We start from the raw sequence: 18,338 nt of genomic DNA, 5'->3' as shown, positions 1-18,338 counted from the left end.
TCAATCTCTTCAGCCCGCCATCCACCATAGACAAGTGCCTCATAAATCTTGTCAAGTTAAATCGTAGTATGTAACAGCAAAAAATCTTTAATTAGCGATCGCACCCTAGTACATCCCATCATCAGTGCGATCAAATTTCATTGGAAATCAATCTTCCTGAGAAAGAATTAAATTTAGAATATTCATTTCTTTAGACTGAAATATTTGATTTTCATTAAATAGGTTTTTCCCTAGTTTATCCATTGCACCACTATTGAAAACTACGTAAGGAATATTTTGATAATTAGAGTCAATGGGCAAAACATTATATGCTAAAGCAAGTGTAGAAACGTACCGAGCTAAAATATCGCGTAAAGACACATTATCAATTCTTCTCTCATTTTCAAAATAGTCTTCAAAAGCCTGAAAAGAAAAAAATGTCTGTATAGGTAAAGCATAATAACGTTCTGATGAAAGAGAAGTTTGGGTTAATTTTTGTGAACGTTCTAATTCACTAAAAAGTTTTCTAGTCAAGTCTATTAAGGAATAAGCAGCGCTAATAATTTGTTTTGGGTATTTTCCTGATTTTACTAATAGTTGAAGTCGTTTGATAAAATCTTCATTTCGCTTTTTATCGAGAAGTTTTTCTAAGTCAATATAATTAGTTTCTTTAACTAGTTTCTCTGATAAGGGTACAATGAGTAAACTACCTCTAACATAAGTTTTTTCAATTGGTGGCAGACTCAGCAAGTTATCAAGGCTAATCTCGATTTTTGACAAAAAATTAAATCCTATTGAAAGATAGGATACTTCTTGAGTTTCCGGAAGTGATTTATTTTGAGAATAAGGGCTTATTTCAGTTTTTTGAACCGAAAGTAATTCATATAAAGTTTGCTCTATATTTTTCAATATATTATCTCCAGGTTGTTTTTTAACCTCCTTCTGAATTTGGCGTAATAAAGTAGCCAATATACCAATAAATGTCTCCCCTGCTTGGCTAATTGCTTTACCACCAATAGGAATAATGACGTATCGTTTTCTACCAATCTCCCCTGACCCCATAATTCGAGTCATAATAGATGCTTTCAGGATAATCAGAATATTTAATACATTCAGGCAAGCTTCTTGTAATGACAGATTTGCAAGTTTTTCTGATTCAGTAGCACTTAAACTTTTTCCATTATCATCTACTTTTTTTGGATAGTATATCGCTTTGTCAGATAAGTAAAAATTTAAATATTTACTACCTTGGTCTAGTTCACCACCTCGCCCACGGTAAATAACTTGTATAATTTCCATCAGATTTTGCTCAATTTGGAAGCTAGGTATTTGTACAAGAATATGCTTGGTTTGAGGAAAAGATAAGCCGCGAGATGCTGAAGCAGTCATAAAAACTACTTTGACTATATTTTGGTATTTCTGAATTTCAGCTTCTTCCTTATCTGATAAACTGGCATGTATTTCTAAATATTCTTGATGTAGAGTAAAGCTAGGTCTTAGCTTAGAAATTTTAGTAATTAATTGCTTGAGAGCATCTTTATTTTGGATATAGACTATAATCTGTCCATCATTTTCATCTAGCAGTTTTAAAATATCTGCTTCAAATTTTTCAGCTACCTTAGTATCTAAAGCAAAAGTTTCATCTGTAATATTATCTGAGCTTAGTGACTGGATAAATATGTGATAATTAAATATCAGCTTGTCAGCAGGATAGGAATTTGCATTTATCAAAGTTGCAGGCTTATTCAAAAATTGAAAGTCATTAAACGATAAGCATTGGCCAATTGAATCTGAAACTTGTCTCACAAATATTTTATCTCCCTGAATTTGATTGTTAGAAAGATGATTTTCAACTACGTCTTGTATTGTCAGTGACGCATCAGCAGTAATCACTTTCAGATTAAAGCCGTATTCAGGATTTAACAAATCATATTCTTCAACAAAATCTAAAACGCCATGTAGAAAAGCAACTCCCTCTTGCGAACCTGTAATTTCGTCAATCATGATGAAAATATTTTTCATCCGACTGGCGATTTCTTTCATCTTCTTTGGAATAATCCCAGGAGGCTTTTTGGAAGAATTATAAGCACTACTAAATATTCTGCCCAAATGCTTTAAAGTATTACCGTAGCGAGTTTCCTTTAAAGACTGCATTGAGGCTGTAGCAATAATATTATTAGGTAAGTCAGGATTAATAATACAGGTGTGAATTGCTTCACATAAACTTGCTAGAACTCCAACCTCATGGCGTTTTTCTACTTTTACCAAGTTATCTGCATATCTAACCAATCGACTGGGAAAGTCAGATACTTTCTCTTTTAAAATTCTAGCGTCTAAAAATTTCACTTGCCCTATATGATGCTCCTCAGTAAGGTTGTTGTTATAGTACTCAACAGCGTAACCTCCATTGGCATCATCAAGTATTTTTTTATTGGTATTAAGACAAATTAAATTGTCCGAAACCAACTTTAACCTACTTTTATCTTTAAAATTATTGTCGATGATATCTCGGTTAACCTGAATTCGAGGACTGACATATATTAGGAGTGACCCCTCATGCAAATGGTCAATAATTTGCTTTGCGACTGCTGTAGTTTTACCAATTCCAGGATTTCCTGTCAAAAACAGCAATGGCATTCTAGAATCTGCAAGCGCCCGATATATCAACTCTGCATGAGCATCTCTAAATTTTGTTTCTTTTATCCCAAACTGCATCACTCAACCAGCTAGAAACAACAATAATTGCCAGTTTATCCAGTTGAGCTTGATAACCTTCTTTCAACTCGAAAGTTTTAGGAATCAACGTGTACAAGGATGACAAGGCATTTTTTACTTTATACTTATCTATTGTTTTAACGTTAAGTCCTTGAGCATCAGCCATACAATCTCGACGAAGAATATGTGCTAATGTCTTTGATAAAGAATTGAGAAAAACTTCATCTTCTGTTGTTTGCTGAATACCTTGGAGATGAAATCTAAAAATTGGAATAAAGAGTTTTTCTTGCTTTTCGCTATCTAGACTAATTTGCTCTCGACAAATACTGATGCACAAGTAAGTTAATAAAGTGAAGATTTGCTGATATATAGTTGCTTCTGGTGATTGAATATTTCTAAATATTACTTCTCTGACTTCCTTAGATTTATAATAAATAACTATGATTTTTTCTTTTCCAAAGTATTCGTCATATATTCCTAGAGATATAGGTTTACTATCTTTCTCTCCTATTGGAGAAAATATTACAGGTAATGCTTTAATACCTGTGACATCATATTTCATCGAGAAATCTTGCTTATCGCTATCTGTAAAATAGCGAACATCATCAAAAGTAAAACTCACAGATAACGAACTAAGAGATTGTTCATTTACAGTAGGTGGTAAAACCTCCACATAAGCCAGAGCTTCTCTAGCTCTAGCTTTCAACTGTGATTGGTTTTGTTGATTTAAATCAAGTTTCAAAAAACTATGATTATTAATAATTTTTGAGACGCTTTTATGCAAAATTTCTTTATTAATACATAACTGTACTATCTTAGAAAAAGATGGCAATATTTCTTTTTTCTTAAGAAAGATTTGCAGCAGATTTCTTAAAGCTGCTAATTTACGTTCGACTTGCCAAGTATCCTGATTCAATATCAGGCTTTGAATTTTGATTAATAAGTTCTTGACTTCCTCATCAGAAGTCTCACCCGCTTTCAATTTATTTAAAACATCCGTCTCAAATTTGGGAATAGGATTATAATCTTTATCAGATATATTACCTTCTTCATCGACAGCGAAAACGAAATAATAAAGACAAGCAATTTTCAAAACCTTCTCTTTAAAATTATTGGCTTTGACTAGCTCTTTTAGTTGGTCGATATGACGCGGACTGTTGGGATAAAGTTCAGTCATATAATAATTTAGGACTGAATTTTCCTGATAAGAGTTTACAGAACCATTGAGCTTTAACCTTACACCCAAGTTGAATTCTTTGATACCTCTGTCTTGATCTATGCTTTCTCCTATCATTCCTTCATACTCAGGAATAATAGGCAAGATATCAAAGGCATTTGCTTGAGAAAAGGCTGTCCGCAGATTAAGAGGCTTATCAAGTAAATAACTTACTTCATAATGGGGGTCATCTAAATTTGGATCGTTTATATAATTTATTAATAATTTCAGCCGATTAATCAACGTTTCTAAACATTCAAAACCTTGTGTATTGGAATTATATGCATTAGTTTTTGCACATTCTATTCTCAAATAATCCAAATAATCTATTTTGATATCTCGCAGTAGTCTCGGAAGAGATTCAGTATCTACTATTTTTTGGAATTCAGTAAGTTCAGATTCGTCTTGATCTGATATATGGTCTAAAACTTCTGTCACTTGTCGCCAATCTTGTGAATCGGGTCTAGTTATAGTATCTATGTAGCTTCTAAGGCTATCTAAAAACCTACTGTTAAAATTAGATATACCTTCAAATTTTACGTTCAAATGATGAGCTTTTATGACTGAATTTGTACCCTTACGCCTCTCTTGAGCCAACCTATTCTCAATAACTAAACGCTGAGATGTAAAACTATAAGGCTTGTCAAAAGAATAATTAAATGGTAAGCCAGCTTGAGTACTAATAAAATTAGATAATGGTGTGCAAAGATTGTTTAAGGAAGATTGAGTTTGGTTTTCTCCACAAGCATTATCAAGTTGTTTTCTCAATTCATCTCTAATAGCTTGGATTTTAGAATAAAACTCTGTATCCGAAATAAAATTTACGGTTGCTGCTTTAACACCTATATTTTGGGTTAAAGGACTTTGTGGACGTAGTTCGGGATTGGTAGCAATTTCATAGGCAATATCATAAGCTGATATCCTGAGTTTCTTTTTGTCGGGAGAAAATTTAAAAAGTGTCTTTTTTTTAATTAAGTCTAAAACTTTGTCTAGTAATGGAGCGTAATCTAATTTGGCTAAAGGATTTGAGCTTTCCTCAATAGAATGTCTTGATGTCATAATGCAACCACTATTTAGAAATATTTAAATTATGTATATGACTTACCCTGAAAGATTGGTGCGTTTAAACAGCAGCCAACAGAGTAAGCGGTAGAATGAATTCTGAGTTTGTAAGACTTATCTTATAACCCAAAAATTTTAATTCAGCCATATCGGTAGTTTTGAAGACTTAGGCTTCTTTGGTGAATTTTATAGTATGAATGTACCAAAACGGTAATTTTATAAAAAAGTTTAAAATTATTAATTTTTAGTAATAATAGTTTATTAATCAATTTGGTAAAAAAGTGCTTTCAACTGTAAAGTAGCGATGCCTACGGCGGCAAACTACGCACCCCATTACACCCCATCATAAATGCGATCGCACTCTGATATTTTACTCAAAAATTAGTCAAATAAATTTAACAAAGCTTTTGCCGACCCTTATTGCAAGCATTACAGGCAGAAGTTTTCGGCTCAAAATCAATACAGGCGATCGCTTCGTCAGAACAAGCTTTTTTTGGGTGTACAGTACATTTGAGGCGGTAATTGTTGGTGAAATATTCACAACCAGAGCAAGGAATTTCATGCAGAACTACCAGGACTTACGCAAAGGATAACCACTGCACCTTTGCGGTTTCCCGACTTGTACCCCTTCAAAGAAGCAAGCTACGCGCAGCGTCTCCCCCTGCTTCCTGCCTTCTATGCAGTTTTAGCATTCTCATCTATCTGTTCTGGAAGACTTGAGTGAAGCACTGTTAGATTTTACCAGTGTGGCTGATTTGCAGTCGTGGTTAGCAGGGCGATAAGTCAGCTCCTTTGTAGACGCTGCTAAGATAGAAGCGATCGCATCGCTTGACTTTTAAGACAGTCGCTATAATTATCCTTAACCCAAGCGTATTGCCTTACGTAACTTGCTGAGTTTACTAGTCTGTCAAAAGAGTCTCTAATTAATGGCGATTAATTTTCTCTCTAGGTCAAATAAAAAGCCGTGGATATACTCCTCAGTCCATTCGGCACCATAGAAGCGTTTAAACATCCCCCGTGCTGGGTCTTTTTCAGCCCGATATCGCAGGTATCGCAGTTGAGCTTGCTCAATGGCTACTAAATTTTGAGAATCTGTTACAGGTTCTGCCTGCTCGACGAAATCCAGATAAGCTTTCAAATAGTCTTTGAAAGCGGCAAACACCTGAGTTTCTACCACAGCCGTTTCTTGGGGACGAGTCCACAGAAAAGCGGGAGAGAAAAAGGGCTGTGCTTCTTCTGGAAAATCTCCTCCCCAAGACAGATGTTGTTGATGGGCGTGGAAAATAGGCAGAATTGGTTCGGTATATTTTGCTTGATATGCTGGATCATCCCGAAATAGCGGCTGCATATCCAAAGCAATTAGATGTCCTCCTGGCAATGTCACCAGATCCGCCCCAAAAAATGGTAAATCGTAGTTGAGGCGGGGGAAAATCACAAAATTCAGCACTTGCAGGGAATTACCACCCTGTACGTGAGCGGCGCGAATTTGCCGCAATTTTGCCGTTTGAAAAGCATAACTGGTGGTGACAACCTCTTCCTGATTCTTTCCCTTGCCCACAACAGCACTCTTGGACTCAAACCCAGTGGGGATAGGATAGGGTTGTAAATCCAAGCGCGATCGCATGTAGGCGATCGCATAATCGAGAAATGGTTGATAAAGTGTCACGTCGCTTCGCTCCAAATTCAAAATTAAACCTATACCTACTGACTTGAAAAATACTACTTCAACCCATGCCCAATGCCCAATGCCCAATGCCCAATGCCCAATGGTTATCTTTTCCTGCTACTAACTGCTAGGGGAACAGCATCTTCAAATAAGAATTCATGGAGAAAACGCTCCGCCCATTCATGACCAAAGTAACTGCTAAACAAACCAGATGCGGGATCGCGGTCTGCACTATATTGGTCATAGTCTTTTTGGACTTTGACAATCCGTTGGATCTCTTCTGGATCTTCGAGCGCTTGGGCATCTTCTAGCATTTGCCAATACAAGTTTAAATAATCCTGAAAAGCTTCAAACACTCGTGTTGCCACTGTTTCAGAATCTGTTTTGGCAAACAATAGGTATTTAGAAAAATACTGGTTGGCATCGTAAAACTTCATTTCTAAGTTTTGCGCCAAATCCGGGTATTTATCATGGAGAGATTTGAGCGGAACTATATATTTGTTTTGATAATCTTCATCCTGAAATAAAGGTTGAAAGTCAAGCACAATCAGGTTTTTGACTTTCCCAAAGGATAAAAAATCAATCCCTAACAGAGGTAGATCGTAGTGATGACTGGGATAAACCACGCTATTAAAAATCTGGGCACTCTCCCCGGCATCAATGTAGGTATAACGAATTTTCCGCAACTCTTGACATTGGTAACACCAACTGCGAATAGTTGCTGGGTTTCTGCCGCGATCGCTAACTTTGAATTCCAAACCAGGGGGAATGACCCTACTTTGTAAATCAAACCGTTGAAATAGCTCTTTTTCTAAAAATTCCAGGAAAGGCTTATACATGGAGCATGACTTGTTAACCCTTGCATGAAAATAAGTTATGCCAATCATGCGCGTCTCATTTATGAGAAACAAAGCAACATTCCTTAATGGGGCATTGGGCATTGGGCATTGGTTATTTCCTCCAAACTCCTGTACAGACGCGATTAATCGCGTCTCCTAACTCCTAACTCCCCACTTAGCATCATTCCGACTAATCATTTGCTCTAGTAGTTCTTGGGAAACACAACGACGCTCAGAACAATAAGTCATCAAGTTGACTCCGTTCATCATTCGTACTGTACTGACCCTGACACGAAAATCATCCGTAACAAACCAACAACGTTCCTGACCTTGATTATTGTCATAGTCAGTATCAATCGTCAGCACTCCATCATCAGCAAACCGATATCGGCTGACAACGGGAATGCTCTCAACATAGCCCTGGTTGCGGATAAGTTTTCCAGAACGCCTCGTTTGGTCGGGAACATCAACCAAAATGGCAGCATTATCGCTATTCGGTAGCCTAGTGTCTAGGTTAGCCTGCCATGCAAAGCTAGCACCGCTTGTTGCTTTATTAGGGTCTATCCCTTGGGCTGTACAAACTTCTTGGACTTTCGGATCATCCTTTTCCATGACTTTAATAATCAAATTTGACTCTCCCGACTCATCCGCCGCCGAGTCAAAATGATGAACGGAGCGTTCGGTAAACCATGTCCCCTCACTTTTACGGAAGAAGTCGATCATTGTCAAGGGCGGTATTAAATGCATCTATTTTGAAACCTCTTTTATCTAATTTTGGCGTTATTGAATACTGAGTGATCAGATCAAGTCCCGATTTAGCTAAAGTGTAGAATAACTCCAAAAGTTATATTTTAATCAGCTGATGACAAATAGTGAAATTCAACTTATTACTAGCGATGCCTACGGCAACGGCTTTGCCGAACGCCCTAGTCCAACTCCAGAAATTTTAACAGCCCTCAAAACAGGAATCCCTCTGGATTGGGTAGATTTGTACCAATTCAAGCTCAGGGAAGTCGATTTACAGCAAGCTAACTTGAGTAAAGCCAAGCTATTAGGAGCCGACCTCAGTCAGGTAGTCTTGAGTAATGCCGATTTGAGTGGGGCTGATTTGCGAGGCGCTAATCTGCGAGGAGCCGATTTGAGTAGGGCTAATTTGCAGGGAGCCTATTTAAACCGTGCTAACCTCCAACAAGCAAATCTCAGTGGCGCAAATTTGGAGGGAGCCAAACTCCAAGTCGCGCGTTATGATTCACAGACGAAATGGCCTCAAGAATATAACTACAAAGCTTCGGGAGCTGTGGGGCCGGGTGCTAATCTCAATGGTGCTTTTCTGAATACAGCTTCTTTACGAAACGCAGATTTAGAAGGCGCTAATCTGCGTGGAGCCTACCTGAGTGGCGCTGACTTGACAGGAGCCAATTTGCAAGGTGCGGCTTTAAGTGGCGCTGACCTGACAAAAGCTTATTTGACAGGGGCTTGCTTGCGAAATGCTCGATTGACTGGAGCCGATTTGCGGGATACAGACCTGCGAGCAACTGACCTCAGTGATGCAGAGATGGAGCATCTTCAAAGTATCGCTGGAGCAGATTTTACTCTTGCTCAAGGACTCACAGAAGCAACCCTAGCCATGCTTTCCAGCCGTCCACATTCAGAACTCGACGTTTGGAACGCTTACACCCGCACAACAACCCGCGAAAGTTTACAGCAGAATTCAAGTATTTGAACCACATCTGTCGTAAGGGCACAGCAATGCTGTGCCCTTACCGCGTGGTCTATTTACCTGAAAATAGCTGTAAGTGCTTGACTAAACTAATTACTAAACATTTCCAGAAATTAATTATTCCTTGCCTGAAACCCTTGTAGAGACGCAAATTTTCGCGTCTCTACATTCTTTCTATTCGTAATATCATGTCCGCTTGATTACTTATTAAACCCGAAGAACCCCACCCCGCCAAAGCTACGCTTTGTCTCCCCTCCCCGCAGGCGGGGAGGAGTTGGGGGTGGGGTTCTTTTATTATGGATAATTTGGCGGACATGATATAACTCAGCACTCTTCATAGAGGCTGCCAGTTCTTTTTCAGGAGCGCTAAAAATGTAGCGTATCCTTCGGAAAAACCGGGCGGATTAGGTAGAACATTGTGGAAATTCTTTATACGATCGCCAAGGTTCCGAAGCATTATGCCGCAAATGTAAGGCAGATTCTGAGGAACCTGGTAATCGCCAAGTCATTTGACCAGTTGGTATATCAGTCACAAATGCCTCCTCATCTTGAAAAAGTTGATCTTTTATTGCAGATTTTGGCAGATTAATATCATGTCCGGGTAATTAGCGGGACTTAAACATTTTTGAGGTAGTAACAAGCCCCAAACCCATATACAACAAGGAAAATACACCAAAGGCTCAAAAATCCTTGAAACCCAGATATATCAAGAAACTAGGCAAGTCGATGTCAAAGTCTCTCTGTATATACATTTAAGTTTTTTTTTATTACTACTTTTTGTCTAAGTCCCAATAGCCCATTTTTGGGAGAGGGGAGCAAATGATTGTCATAATTAAAACTATTGACTCTCAATTATCAATGGTGAACTCTACGCTCGTTGTCACACTCTATGTCAACCCTATGACAGGGAATGATACCAATACTGGTTCACGGTTGAGTCCGTTTAAAAGCCTCACCCGTGCCTTAAAAGTAACTAAAATCACCAGGATAATTCATCTGGAATTGGGGACTTACAGCGCCGCTAGTGGTGAGGTGTTCCCACTAGTCATCCCTGAAGGGGCGACAGTGGTGGGTAACGAAGCAAAAAAAGGTGCAGGGATTGTAATTTCCGGGAGTGGCGAGTATCAAAGTCGCAGTTTTGGTTTACAAAATATCACGCTGCTCTTGCTAGATAATGCCAGTCTTTTAGGTGTAACTGTCACTAATCCCTCAGCCAAAGGAACTGGTATCTGGATTGAATCGGCTGCACCTACTTTAGCTAACAATACTTTGAGCGACTGTGGACGAGAAGGTGTGTTTACCACTGGTACTGCCAAACCCGCTATTTTAGATAACATATTTGTGCAAAATAGTGCTAGTGGGTTAGTGATGGCACGTCATAGCCAGGGAAAAGTACTACGGAATGTATTTCAAAGAAACCTGTTAGGCATAGCAATTAGTGACTTTGCCGCTCCAGCGATCGCCAATAACAAATTATCAGAAAATCGCACAGCGATCGCACTTTCTCGCAACGCCCACCCTGTGCTACGTCAAAATCTGATTGCCAAAAATACCCAAGGTGGTCTATTAGTCAATGGCAATGCAGTCCCCGATTTAGGTAATACCCAATATCCCGGTAATAATATTTTTCGTGATAATAATGAATTTGATTTACACAATGCCACTACACAAAAGCTGGTTTCTGTAGGTAATCAATTAAATCCTTCTCTAGTCAAGGGCTTGCTGGAATTGATCCCAACTAATCGAGTCGCAATTAGCACCAGTTTCTCTAACGCCCCGACAAAATCCCGATCTGAAAAACTCCCCGCGTCTCTTCAATTAGATGGACATTGGGCGCAACCATTTATTCAGGCATTAGTGAGCATGGATTTAACTCAGGGTTTTGCCGATGGTAGCTATCAGCCAGATAAACCCATGACTCGCGCCCAGTACGCGGCTTTGGTGGTGATCGCTTTTAACCCATTTCCCAAAGTCCCAGCACCTGATTTTACAGACGTACCCAAAGATTTTTGGGCTGATAACGCGATCAAAATCGCTGCTAGCGGCGGCTTTGTTGGCGGATTTAGCGATCGCACTTTCCGCCCCGATCAAAATGTCCAGCGACTACAGGTGATTGTCTCCCTAGTAAACGGACTCGGATTACCAGCTGCTGATAGCGATATTTTAGAAGTATATAGCGATCGTCATACCATTCCCGACTATGCCCGGATCGCCGTTGCCACTGCTACACAAGGGGGAATAGTTGTCAACTATCCTGATCCGAAAGTGCTTGCACCTTTAGATTCGGCAACACGAGCCGAAGTTGCAGCGATGGTTTATCAGGCATTAGTCGCCATTGGGCGAACACCTGCGATTAAATCAGTCTATGTAGGGTTGCATTCCAGAAGTTGATAAGTAAAATAGGGAACACTGCCTATCGGCTTAATAACTCGTGAAAAAAACCATGTAGTTAAAAGCACGCTAGGCTAATATGCGATGGGTGACAAATTTTAGACCTATTGCCTAGAGCTAATAGCCCCATGTTAACAACACTTCCAGATACATCTGCCAACTTGGCGATCGCCTTATTAATTAACTATAGTTTTGATCTCACTGGGTATAGTGCCAATGAGCTAGTTGAGCGTTGGCAAACACAATATCCCCTTAATTGGTTACACCTGGCAGTGATTGAGGCGCTATATCAAGGTCGTTATAAAGCGGTTTCCGTGCAGCAAATCTTAATATTTTGGCAGCGCCGGGATCAGGCTACATATCATTTCAACATGGAATTTGAACGGATGATTTGTAGCAAATTTCCCCAAAGGTTAACCTCATTGGCTGCACCAGCCCTACCGCCAGCCCAGAAAAATCCGACTGTAGAGAAAGTGACGAGTCCTCAATTACCACCAGCTAAGATTGGCAATGGCTATCAACACAGCAATACTGCAACTCTACAACTTAAAAGTTCCGAACCAAAGACATCTTTGAGTGAAGAAGAGGGAAAGCAGGAAGATAGAGATCATAAAACCGTCTTGAAGTCTCCGCTTTCTGGGAAATTTGCCTCTTCGGCAACCCTTCAGCTATCTGCTGTCAGCCAAAGGCAAACTTCACAAGAAAGTTCACCGCCCTCTCCATCACCATTGCATCATAAACGGGCAAAGCTGCTTCCACCTGCTGCTATTCATGCCCCAATCGGGCAATTTACTCCAGAAAAAAGCGATCGCTCTGAGTCTTTTACATCTAAACTCAAGGCGATGTCTGGTGAACAGAATTCAATTGTGAGGAGTGGGGAGTAGGGAGTCGGGGAAGAGGAGCAGGGGAAGCAGGAGTGGAATAACCAATGCCCAATGCCCAATGCCCAATGCCCAATGCTTTTTACTCTGCAACTAACTGCTTAAAGCGCTGATCATCGGCAATCTCATCAAAATCTAGATCAGATGCTGCGTCTTCTTTGTACCTGGGATTAAGTTCAATAGCTTGTTGTAGAGTTAGCAGAGACAGTTCAACTTGTCTTTGCAGTGCGTAACAGGCTGCTTTGTTGTAATAGGCACTGGCATAATCTGACTTAATTTCTAAGGCTTTGTTAAAACTAGCGATCGCTTCATCATCGCGTCCCAATCTTACCAAAGTATAACCGCGTTTATCCCAGATTTTGGGAGAATTGGGTTGGAATTCCCGCGCTTTTTCTAAGGATGCCATTGCTTCTTCGTATTGTTCCAATGCTACTAGGGAAAGACCGCGATTCAACCAAGCAACGGCATCATCAGACTTAATTTGTGTAGCTTTGTCAAATGAGGTAAAGGCTTGCTGATGCTGTTGTAAGTTCCCAAAAGCAACGCCGCGATCGCACCAAGCTTGATGATAATCTGGTTGAATCGCAATCGCCCTGTCATAGGATGCGATCGCATCTTTGTAGCGTTTCAACCTTCCGAGAGTTAGACCTCCTTTTAACCAAGCTACAGGTTCATCAGGTTGGATTTTTACCGCTTGGTTGTAAGCTGCGATCGCCTCTTCATAACGCCTTTGTGAAAACAGTCCATCTCCCTGTTTTACATACTCATCAGCTGTGAATTCCGGTTGTTGTGGCTGTTCCTGTATTTCTTCCTCAACTTCCGAATTCACGATCTCTGGGATAGATTCAAGTGTAATTTCAGTTAGTTCTTGAAGGATGAGATTCTTTTCCGAATTCACAATCTCTGGGATAAATTCAGGTGTAATTTCAGTTAGTTCTTGAAGGATGAGATCCTTTCTTTCTTGGGCATCCAATTGTAACTCAGAGAGTTGCGAGACAAACTCCGTTTCTAATCTTTCTAACTTCTCTAAAATTAGAATCTTTTGTTGTTGAGCATTCCATTGTAATTCTGAGAATTGCGAAGTAAACTCAGAACCAGATTTTTCTAAATTCTCAATGATTAACTCTTTGCACTTTTTAGCATCGACTTGTAATTCAGATAATTTTTCAGTAAACTCTAACTGCAATGCTACTAAATTATCAACAATTTTATTTTTTTGCTCCTGAGCATCTGTCTGTAATTCTAATAATTGAGATTTCAGTTGATTATCTAATTTTCCTAAATTATCAAATGTAATCTCTTTTTGTTTTTGAGCATCCACCTGTAATTCTGATAATTTATCAGCAAATTCTGACTGCAAATTTGTTAAATTTTCAACAGCTATATCCTTTTGCTTTTGAGCATCAGACTGCCATCCAGAAAGTTGAGATGTGAACTCAGACCTCGATACTTCTAAATTAGCAACTGCAATTTCTTGCTGTTGTTGCACACCTAACTTTAAATTAGACAGTTCCTCTGCCATGACAGATGTTAATTTTCCTAGATTCTCCAGTACTATATCTCTTTGTTGTTGAGCATCAAACTCTAACTTAGATAGTCCAGAAGCAAATTTTGACTCTAAAGTTTCTATATTTTGTTGAGATTTTTTGAGTTCAGTTTCTAATCTACTTAATACCTGTGTTTTAGCTAAATCTACTTCAGATGTAAGAATAGACATATTTTCTTGTTCATCTTTAATTTTTTGTTGTAAAGCAGTCTTTTCCTGTTCTAATTCATAATTGATTTTTTTAGCTTCTTGAATAACATTTTCAGCCTCTTGCTTAACGGTGGTTAGCTGATTTTGTAATTTTTCCAGTCCCTGTATTTGTTGAATTGCTTTATCAACAATTTCACGAATTACCACCCGTCGTAGGAGCCAAAATAAAGCAATAATTGCGACTGGAAATAAACTTAATATAACTAGCCAGACATTGAGTAAGATAGTTGTACGGCTAAAAGCGCTATTAAAATCAGATTGGACTTGCTGTTGAATTCGCTTTTCGGCTCGTAGTCGCGCTAATTCTTCCCGTTCCTGATTCGATAACACCGGAGTAGGGGTTAGTGCTGGGGAAGGTGATGGTGCAGATTGACCAGTGGCAATTCCAACGGCTAACAGTAAAGGTAAAAAGACAACAGTGCTTTTTACAATTAAAGCGAAAACAGCTTGATTTTTGCTTTTCATAACAACCATCTCAGTCTGTTGGTCAGTTTTTGAAGCGGCGTGCCTCTCTCCAATCTATAACAGAATTAAGTAGTGAAATGTTGTAGAGGCAGTGAGAAATGCTGAACAATCCTTAACTAATCCGTTTCCTTGTCCCTTAGTGTACGTAGAACTTCACCCGGTGAGTGCAGTCAAGTTTTTGACACAATGGTTTGTAGTAAGCAATAAAGTCCTTACTACAAACTCGATTAACCATCACTTTAAACTTGACAGACTAGTAGGGGGTTGAAACTGAAATTTGCATCTGTACGCCAAGTGTCAAAATAATTCGTAATTCGTAGTTGCAATCAGTGCTTACTCTGAACCCTCCACTGTCTTGTTGACCACCAAATCGGAGATTTTAATGCTTGCGCTGTACCCTCTTAATTACGAATTACGAATTACGAATTAGTAATTATTTGGTCAGATGTGGGTACTTCGCACTAACATTAGATTATCTAGGGTAAGCAGATTACTTGTCCTAAAATTAACTTAACAAAGGCGGTAGAAAATGGGTCGCTTAAATCCTTATACACTGCAATTGCAGATTACCCGAATGTTTGAGCAAGGGCAATCATTTTTTGCCACAACTAAGGTACAGGATTGGTTAAAAGAACACAAACACAATCCAGAAGATTATGACATTATTTTCCATAAAAAACCCGCACCTCCTGGTTCAAAAGAAGTGATGGTAGTAGAAATTGAATTACGCCGCAAAGATGGACAACCTGTAGATCCTTGGTTGCAGGAACAAGCAAATCTCCATGCCTGATTTTAGCAACTAGCAATTTTAAATTTAAATTATCTTAACAGAATTTACCAAAATATAGCGTTCCCCAATTGGGAACGCTATTTGTTATGGAACGTGGATTAAATAAAATGCAAAACTTCATCCTGTCTCCAGCTTCCTTCTCCTTTATAAGGAGAGGGATTGAGGGTGAGGTAAACCAGGGACATAAATTGTATGTTATTTAATTCTTATTCCTATCTTTGTATTGGATCATAAATACCTTTTAAAATCATCAAAATAAAAGTGAGAAACAAGATTCTTGCTCCCTCTCCTTACTAAGGAGAGGGTTGGGGTGAGGTTTTACAAGGCTTTTTACACTCATTGAGATCCTCCCAAATAAAATCTAATCAGCGCTGGAATTTTGATGTCCTCTTCTATTTATTCCTTGTGAATCGATATATTTTCATATAAGGCCAATCAGCCTCATCTTCCAAGTTATATAAATCACTCATTTCTCTTTTAAAAACATCTTTTAGTTTCCAATTAAATTCACGATTAATTATCACAAAAACTCGATCTGAATTTTTAGTCATTGTACTAACTTTTTCTGCCATATTTTTACCATTCACTGTTTTAAGAACATATTCTGGTACATATAAAGTCGATGAATCTCCATAATATTGAAGTAATTTAGGCTGTCCAAACAACAATACAGATTTTGCAGATTTATCTCGATGTTGTAAAAGGTAGTGAACAGCAGAGCGGTAGTCATCTTTTGCATAGGCTGGATTTGAATAGTATTGAAGATTTGAATAAACATTCATAATTATCAAAGAAATAGTAGCTAACTTAGCAACTTGAGGCACTATATCAAGTTTTTTGTGACTCTGGTAGTTATGTAAAAATGCTGATGGAATCAGAATGATAACTGGTATACATAGATAAAAAGAGTGGCGCGGTAGCCAATTAATTTTGGTAATGAGGGCAAACAGAAAAGTTAGTAAAAATGACGTTACCAAAAGCGATGTAAATAAGAAATCAGCCCGTTGATATCTTTTTCTCTTACACTGTGTCAATAAACTTTTTACTAAAGCTATAAAATTACAGTAATGACATTAATAAATATTAGGAAATGGGGCCAGTAATCAAGTAAAATTTTTATCCTATTCGCATCACGTAATTGTTCCAGTGGCGGTCCATAGGATGTCCCAACTAATGTACCGTAGATTACAAACATAATGTTTTGAACTATGGGTAATCCAGTACGAGTAACTGTAGTAGCTGTTGGATCAGATGCAGCAGGTGAAGACAAGTAGAACCAAATCATCCCAGAAGAAAAAATTACCGCAGGTATCCACCATTTGATCCATTCTTTTAAGTTTCTATAAACAATAATATGAGATAAACTCAGGGCACAACTAAAAATTATTGTCAAAATGCTGCTAAAAGTTCCTGTAGCAGTAAAGATACCAAAAAGCAATTGTGGAATAATTTTATTACTCTTATCTTCAGCCATTGAATAACTAAAGAAATATATCTGAAGTGAGGCTATAAATATTAATAATGCGTAAGGTCTGGCATCTTGGCTGTAGAACACGCTGAAAGAACTAACTGCTAGAATCATGGAAGACCATAAGGCATGTGTTTTTCCATAAATACGTAGGCTAGTAAAGAATATGGCAATTACTGAGCCGACTCCTAGCAAAGCTGAGAGCGATCTAATCGCAAATTCACTATCTCCGAAAGCCGAACGCCAATAGAACAAGACTAAATAATAAAGCGGTTGGTATTTGTCACCAGCTTCTCGATTTACAATTTGGAAGAGATTTTCTTGAAAGGTTGTATCATCAGATAAAGCTAGACTCCAGCCTTCATCAAACCAAAGACTTTGATTTTGCAACAAACAGAAACGCAGAAAGATGCTAATTATGATAATAAGAAAAACAACAAAATAGTATTTTGGCTGTTTCATCTAAATTTCCAAAGCATTGGGATACAAGATATGCAACTTTCTAAGCATCAAAATGCTACCCTCTAGTTGAGTGAGAGATTATAATTATTGTCTCTATGTTGGAGTGGGAGGAATTTTATCTATGGAAAACTTTATCACACAAACGAGTATTTTATTGTGTAGATGATCGAGTCATTACAGTAAACTTTTAAAATCTCTAGCAGATGAGTAGGTAGATTAGCATGAGTGAAACTACAGAAACGATTTTCAGCAAAATCATTCGTCGGGAAATTCCGGCTGATATTGTTTATGAGGATAATTTGGTCTTGGCATTCAAAGACATCCATCCCCAAGCGCCCGTTCACATCGTCCTCATTCCCAAAAAACCCATTCCCACACTAGCTGATGCTGAATCTGAGGATCATGCTCTGTTGGGGCATCTTTTGTTAACCGCCAAACGTGTTGCAGAAGAAGCTGGACTGAAAAACGGTTATCGAGTTGTCATCAACACTGGCGATAACGGTGGTCAAACAGTCCACCACTTACATTTGCATATTTTGGGAGGACGGCAGTTAAACTGGCCCCCTGGTTGATAAAACCCGATGAATTGTGTCTCTAGACGCAATTCATCACTAAAAAAAATCACTATAACTGTAATAAATTAGGGTTTCTGGAGTCATTTCCACAATTTCGCCCGCTAGCAACTCCACACTGCGATCGCACAGAATCCCCGCTTCAATCATGCGATGATAATCACCTACAGACAATTTGGCTGGCGTTTTGATGCTCACATCATCTCTGTAAGTCTGACTTAATTTTACAGTATCTCAAAAAGGCGATGCCTGCGGCGCGCTGCGCCTACGCTCCTCACAATTAAACTCACCAACCCGATAGGCTCAAAACTACTGCACTGATAGCCTAGCTGTATAACAACTGAACTCACTGACAA

16 protein-coding genes and 1 pseudogene are annotated in these 18,338 nt (G+C 38.7%); 7 read left to right on the top strand and 10 right to left on the bottom strand.

Annotation, left to right across the window (positions count from 1 at the left end; genetic code table 11):
• Nucleotides 1–147 precede the first annotated feature (147 nt).
• Together V7K36_RS06320 and V7K36_RS06315 are read right to left on the bottom strand one after the other, a co-directional pair.
• On the bottom strand, nt 148–2,694 hold the full coding sequence (locus tag V7K36_RS06320) for a helicase-related protein (RefSeq protein WP_335114121.1): 2,547 nt from the start codon (nt 2,692–2,694) through the stop codon (nt 148–150).
• Nucleotides 2,663–4,969, bottom strand: coding sequence for a hypothetical protein (locus tag V7K36_RS06315; RefSeq protein WP_335114119.1), 2,307 nt, complete (start codon nt 4,967–4,969; stop codon nt 2,663–2,665). Before V7K36_RS06315 ends, V7K36_RS06320 begins: the two co-directional genes overlap by 32 nt.
• Before the next feature lie 410 nt (nt 4,970–5,379).
• On the opposite strand from V7K36_RS06315, the gene V7K36_RS06310 reads away from it, so the two are divergent.
• On the top strand, nt 5,380–5,565 hold the full coding sequence (locus V7K36_RS06310; protein ID WP_335114117.1) for a hypothetical protein: 186 nt from the start codon (nt 5,380–5,382) through the stop codon (nt 5,563–5,565).
• Nucleotides 5,566–5,679: 114 nt separating this feature from the next.
• Nucleotides 5,680–5,754, top strand: coding sequence for a DUF4351 domain-containing protein (locus V7K36_RS34015; RefSeq protein WP_442948439.1), 75 nt, complete (start codon nt 5,680–5,682; stop codon nt 5,752–5,754).
• A 137-nt stretch (nt 5,755–5,891) separates the two neighbouring features.
• Here V7K36_RS34015 and V7K36_RS06305 read toward each other — a convergent pair whose 3' ends face one another.
• The 3 genes from V7K36_RS06305 to V7K36_RS06295 form a co-directional block, all read right to left on the bottom strand.
• Complete coding sequence (locus V7K36_RS06305) at nt 5,892–6,638, bottom strand: phycoerythrobilin:ferredoxin oxidoreductase (protein WP_335114153.1); 747 nt, start codon at nt 6,636–6,638, stop codon at nt 5,892–5,894.
• Nucleotides 6,639–6,742: 104 nt separating this feature from the next.
• Nucleotides 6,743–7,477 carry a 15,16-dihydrobiliverdin:ferredoxin oxidoreductase gene (locus V7K36_RS06300; RefSeq protein WP_335114115.1) on the bottom strand — a complete coding sequence of 245 codons (735 nt, stop codon included), beginning with the start codon at nt 7,475–7,477 and terminating at the stop codon, nt 6,743–6,745.
• A 156-nt stretch (nt 7,478–7,633) separates the two neighbouring features.
• Nucleotides 7,634–8,224: a phycobiliprotein lyase gene (locus tag V7K36_RS06295; protein WP_335114113.1), complete on the bottom strand. Its 591-nt coding sequence runs from the start codon at nt 8,222–8,224 to the stop codon at nt 7,634–7,636.
• A gap of 115 nt (nt 8,225–8,339) precedes the next feature.
• Here V7K36_RS06295 and V7K36_RS06290 point away from each other — a divergent pair, with 115 nt between their 5' ends.
• A complete protein-coding gene (locus V7K36_RS06290; RefSeq protein ID WP_335114111.1) occupies nt 8,340–9,200 on the top strand; it encodes a pentapeptide repeat-containing protein in 861 nt (286 codons plus the stop codon).
• 401 nt (nt 9,201–9,601) lie between these two features.
• On the opposite strand, the gene V7K36_RS06285 is transcribed toward V7K36_RS06290, so the two are convergent.
• Nucleotides 9,602–9,730 carry a hypothetical protein gene (locus tag V7K36_RS06285; RefSeq protein ID WP_335114109.1) on the bottom strand — a complete coding sequence of 43 codons (129 nt, stop codon included), beginning with the start codon at nt 9,728–9,730 and terminating at the stop codon, nt 9,602–9,604.
• Between the two features lie 325 nt (nt 9,731–10,055).
• Between V7K36_RS06285 and V7K36_RS06280 the strand changes: the two genes are divergently transcribed.
• Together V7K36_RS06280 and V7K36_RS06275 are read left to right on the top strand one after the other, a co-directional pair.
• Nucleotides 10,056–11,588 carry a DUF1565 domain-containing protein gene (locus tag V7K36_RS06280; RefSeq protein WP_335114151.1) on the top strand — a complete coding sequence of 511 codons (1,533 nt, stop codon included), beginning with the start codon at nt 10,056–10,058 and terminating at the stop codon, nt 11,586–11,588.
• A gap of 128 nt (nt 11,589–11,716) precedes the next feature.
• Nucleotides 11,717–12,472 (top strand): hypothetical protein, encoded by a 756-nt coding sequence (locus tag V7K36_RS06275; protein ID WP_335114107.1) that lies wholly within the window; start codon nt 11,717–11,719, stop codon nt 12,470–12,472.
• A gap of 79 nt (nt 12,473–12,551) precedes the next feature.
• Here V7K36_RS06275 and V7K36_RS06270 read toward each other — a convergent pair whose 3' ends face one another.
• Nucleotides 12,552–14,690, bottom strand: a complete 2,139-nt coding sequence (locus tag V7K36_RS06270) for a tetratricopeptide repeat protein (RefSeq protein ID WP_335114105.1) — start codon at nt 14,688–14,690, stop codon at nt 12,552–12,554.
• A 529-nt stretch (nt 14,691–15,219) separates the two neighbouring features.
• Between V7K36_RS06270 and V7K36_RS06265 the strand changes: the two genes are divergently transcribed.
• The gene (locus tag V7K36_RS06265) at nt 15,220–15,480 is read left to right on the top strand and encodes a hypothetical protein (protein ID WP_334945020.1); all 261 of its coding nucleotides are present in this window, start codon (nt 15,220–15,222) and stop codon (nt 15,478–15,480) included.
• A gap of 392 nt (nt 15,481–15,872) precedes the next feature.
• Here the strand turns inward: V7K36_RS06265 and V7K36_RS06260 are convergent, their stop codons facing one another.
• Nucleotides 15,873–16,304: a hypothetical protein gene (locus V7K36_RS06260; RefSeq protein ID WP_335114103.1), complete on the bottom strand. Its 432-nt coding sequence runs from the start codon at nt 16,302–16,304 to the stop codon at nt 15,873–15,875.
• Between the two features lie 227 nt (nt 16,305–16,531).
• Entirely contained in the window at nt 16,532–17,410 is an 879-nt protein-coding gene (locus V7K36_RS06255; RefSeq protein WP_335114101.1) for a glycosyltransferase family 39 protein, read from the bottom strand.
• 221 nt (nt 17,411–17,631) lie between these two features.
• Here V7K36_RS06255 and V7K36_RS06250 point away from each other — a divergent pair, with 221 nt between their 5' ends.
• Entirely contained in the window at nt 17,632–17,982 is a 351-nt protein-coding gene (locus V7K36_RS06250) for a histidine triad nucleotide-binding protein (RefSeq protein ID WP_335114099.1), read from the top strand.
• Nucleotides 17,983–18,057: 75 nt separating this feature from the next.
• Here V7K36_RS06250 and V7K36_RS06245 read toward each other — a convergent pair.
• Nucleotides 18,058–18,174, bottom strand: a pseudogene (locus tag V7K36_RS06245) (Uma2 family endonuclease); the annotation flags it as partial.
• Nucleotides 18,175–18,338: the final 164 nt, after the last annotated feature.

It is taken from the genome of Nostoc sp., from assembly GCF_036919555.1.
GTDB lineage: Bacteria > Cyanobacteriota > Cyanobacteriia > Cyanobacteriales > Nostocaceae > Nostoc.
The sequence above is the reverse complement of the archived record's forward strand: the minus strand, read 5'-3'. Positions and strand labels throughout refer to the sequence as shown.